The sequence below is a fragment of the Microcystis sp. M53603_WE2 genome (assembly GCF_030065435.1).
The window spans coordinates 1-2,745 of record NZ_JASJFF010000598.1 but is presented as its reverse complement, the minus strand read 5'-3'; the positions used below and the strand labels follow the sequence as shown (position 1 = coordinate 2,745).

Genomic DNA, 2,745 nt, shown 5'->3' with positions numbered 1-2,745 from the left:
CTGAAATGGGGCGAAAGTCTGTGGACTCTGTGTAAGACAGTACATGGTTTTTTAACTGTGGTATGCGACGGTGGTGGAAGCAGAAACTTAAATCGTGAGGTTTAGGAATCGCCGCACTTTTAGGGCGGCGAGGATGTCAACAATATCTCCCTCCATTTTGATGGTTTTACCTCTTGACCCCATTTTGACGGTTTTACGGGTATTAGAGGAAATTTTACGGGTTTTTCGCAGTTCATCACTGGCTTGGTTAAGGGATGCTAACATATCGTCATTCCCTATTTTTACGGTTAAGCGTCGAGCCGTTTCTAGGAGTTGTTCTGCTTTATTTGGGTCTTTATCGGCAATTTTGGTCGCATCTGAGGCTAATTGGGCAATATTGCGCTGTTGCACATACCCCATAACTTCTTGATTCACTTGTGCAACAGTTCCCTGACCTGCTAAAAATTGTACTACAACATTAAGGGGCGGTTGCTCTCCGCGGCGATTTAAGCCAGGAATATCATAAGTTAAGCCAATTTGTGCGATTCTTGCCCTAGAACTGGTACGACTATCAATGGTAAATTCTAAAATGTAAATGGTGTCATCTCCTGCTGCCGCATTACCGATGGGATAAGGGGGGGTTAAGAGCGGATATTCGGCTTGATCTGGATAAACACGGGTGATTTTAGCTAATTTTACCCCTTTGACCGTTTGAATATCTAATTTAATATTATTAATTACCTCATTTTGCGCTTGTTGATAAGCTTGAATAATATAACTAGGAAAGTCAGTAATTAAAATTTGATGGGGTAAGTCTTTTTGAGGAACAACATGGCCAAATTGTCCAGCTGTATTGTTACTAATATCATCTAATAGCTGCTCATTATAATCGCCAACCCCTAGGACCGTAATTGGAATATTACACTGAGCAAAATCATTGGCTAATTGACGGCAATCTTCTTCGCCTATGGTTTGACCATCGGTAAATATTAACGCTCTACGGGAAGTCATCGCTTGATTACCAATAATCCCTAACACTTGATCCATTCCTCTACTTAAAACAGTTCCTCCACTAAATTTAGTTAGTTGATCAATAGCCGATTCAATCGGTTGAATTTGGGTTGCAGGGGTTAAATTAATTAAAGTAGAAGCTTGGTCATCAAAACGAACTAAAGCAATGCGATCTTCTTTGGTTAAACCACCTGAATGTAATAGTTTTTTCAGGGATTGAATCACTACCTCTAGTTTGGTCATTCCCCCTACATTTTCATACATAGAGCCACTGGTATCAATCAGAAAAGCAAAGGTGGTAGAGGGCCGACTTTGAGCTGCTGCTGCTTGGGGTCTAATTTTCATCATTAAAAAGAGTCGCTGGTCTGGAGTGTCAGCAGGTAAAAAATCTCGATGAGGGGTTAAAGATACGGTTAACATTTGTTTTTTCTCCAAAAGAGTAAAGTTGCTAAGGGGTGTAAATATCCTCTAAAGACAGTAACATTCCAAAAGTTGGCTCAATTCCTGTTAATTCTGGATCAAATAAGTCAGGAAATTTTTGATTACCATTATCTTGAAAGTTTTCGAGATTGGTTTCAAAAAGTGAGGGTAAATTCAGTCTAATACTGGTGTAGCGATAACCTTCTTGAATATCTTCTATCCAAGCGTTAATGATTTGGTTAAGGTGATGCTCTCGAATGGCACATAAACTTTCTTGTTGTAAGGTGTCTTGTAACTCTTGACGAATTTTTGGGGTAAAAATTTCTTGAGGATTATCCTCATAATGGGGGTGTAAATCTAAAGGATACTGATAACCTGCCGGTGGAGAACTTTGGGTGTGTAATGATAGGGTATATATAACCATAGAATAGCAACCATAAAATTAATACAGAGAAAAAATAAGTTTATTATGGCGATTTTAACATAGAATTGTTATTTTACAAAGAAATTTAGTTAATTTTAATCTTTCTCAATCCCAATTAAATATCGTCTTAAGAGAATTTAGCAATTAGACAGATTTAGAGAGAAGATTTCTAGATAGAGACGTTGATTAAGAGGAAGAAATGATGTCTTTTGATTGGACTTCCAGACGAATTTCTCCAAACTTACGAGTGTCCCCATTCTTTAAGAGATAAATGAGTTTTTTCATTCCTTTTGCTTGAGCATAATCAGCATTATATTCCATAATAATCTCCTCTCCCTGTTGAAAAATTTTGGCGGTTTCTGGATAAAATCCTTCGGCTTTACTGAGGAGAATATGAGCATTTTGATGACTTCCTAAAATAATGGGAATATCCCCTAAAGAAAGAGTAGTGGTTTCCTTTTCATGCCAATGAATCAGTAAATAGGCTTTACGACTTAATTGTTCGAGTAAAGCGATCATTAAACCAATAAAAAAGCCTAAAATCACTCCGCCTAATAATCTACCACCGATTTCCCCGATTAAAGGCGACAGTAATAAAAAACCTGCTGCTCCCATTCCCCCTCCAATTGTGCCACCTTGTACGCCGCGAATCCTCCTTAAATTAGGAACAAAAAAGGACATTCCCCCACCGAGTAATCCACCTAATAACATCCATCCCACAATTCTCCCTAAAAGAATAAGGAAGGAAAGACTAGAAATCGGGGTAAAATGGCTCTTCGGGACTTGGTATGGTTCGATATGGGGGCATAAATCGACTAAATCCTTATCTGGCAAGAGATTTAATTGATTAGTTCGCTCTAGATCGCAAACAATTGACAAAAATCGCGGTAATGTCTGTCTCTATAAGGGTT

Annotated in this window: 3 protein-coding genes; all 3 read right to left on the bottom strand. The window is 38.4% G+C overall.

The genetic code is table 11. The features are described from left to right. Positions 1-87: 87 nt before the first annotated feature. A complete protein-coding gene (locus tag PX481_RS12705; RefSeq protein ID WP_288027987.1) occupies positions 88-1,410 on the bottom strand; it encodes a vWA domain-containing protein in 1,323 nt (440 codons plus the stop codon). A gap of 28 nt (positions 1,411-1,438) precedes the next feature. Next, positions 1,439-1,834 carry a hypothetical protein gene (locus tag PX481_RS12700; protein ID WP_004159374.1) on the bottom strand — a complete coding sequence of 132 codons (396 nt, stop codon included), beginning with the start codon at positions 1,832-1,834 and terminating at the stop codon, positions 1,439-1,441. A gap of 186 nt (positions 1,835-2,020) precedes the next feature. Continuing rightward, the gene (locus PX481_RS12695; RefSeq protein WP_288027989.1) at positions 2,021-2,713 is read right to left on the bottom strand and encodes a hypothetical protein; all 693 of its coding nucleotides are present in this window, start codon (positions 2,711-2,713) and stop codon (positions 2,021-2,023) included. Positions 2,714-2,745: the final 32 nt, after the last annotated feature.